This window comes from Psychrobacter sp. 1U2, assembly GCF_051847575.1.
Genome location: NZ_JBPYDC010000882.1, coordinates 1 through 790 on the forward strand (window position 1 = coordinate 1; position 790 = coordinate 790).

Here is a 790-nt window from a genome sequence, read left to right on the forward strand (position 1 = left end):
ACCGCAAGACCAACTGTAATACCTAGACTACAAATCAAGCCAGTACGACGTCCTTTGGTTAAAGTTTCACGTGAAACTAACACAAAGTCAGGACCAGGAGAGGCGGCTGCGAGTAAGTGCACACTAGTGATAAGTAAAAATCCATGCCAAAATTCCATAATAGGCTCTGAGTAATGTTTTAGTTTGAATAATAGTTGCACCAATCGTAAATCAGGTCAACTATTATCGTCAGGTCAGTGAGTATTGATAATGGCTTTGCTGCTTGTGTAATAGTGTATAGATGGCTATATTAAAAGCGACTTCTTATGATTCTCAATAAAGACAAGTATAAAAGGACGAAACTATGACGACGGAACATAATCATCACACAGACACTCGCATTACTTATGAAGTCCAAGACTATATTTGTCTTATTGGACTAAATCGCGTAGATAAGCGAAATGCCTTTGACAGCCATATGATCAATCAATTGTCTGATGCGCTGACTCATTATGACAATGACGATAATTTACGTTGTGCGCTGATATTTGCGCATGGTGAGCACTTTACCGCTGGTCTTGATCTCATGGAGCTACAAGACAAATGGGACAAAGGTGCGTTTGAATTTAACGATGACGAGATTGATCCGTGGGGCATCAGTGGTAAATTACGCACCAAGCCTATTGTCGTTGCGGTACAAGGCACCTGTTTTACTGCTGGGATTGAGCTCATGCTCAACAGTGATGTGGTCATCGCGAGCGAAAATTGCAACTTTGCGCAGATGGAGGTGCAGCGGGGTATTATGCCATTT

The 790-nt window shown here is 41.8% G+C and carries 1 protein-coding gene; it reads left to right on the forward strand.

Going from position 1 to position 790, the window contains the following annotated elements; all coding sequences use genetic code 11:
* Window positions 1–343: 343 nt before the first annotated feature.
* A partial coding sequence (locus tag ACS8FD_RS19320; RefSeq protein WP_439277051.1) for an enoyl-CoA hydratase-related protein occupies window positions 344–790 on the forward strand: 447 nt, incomplete at its 3' end.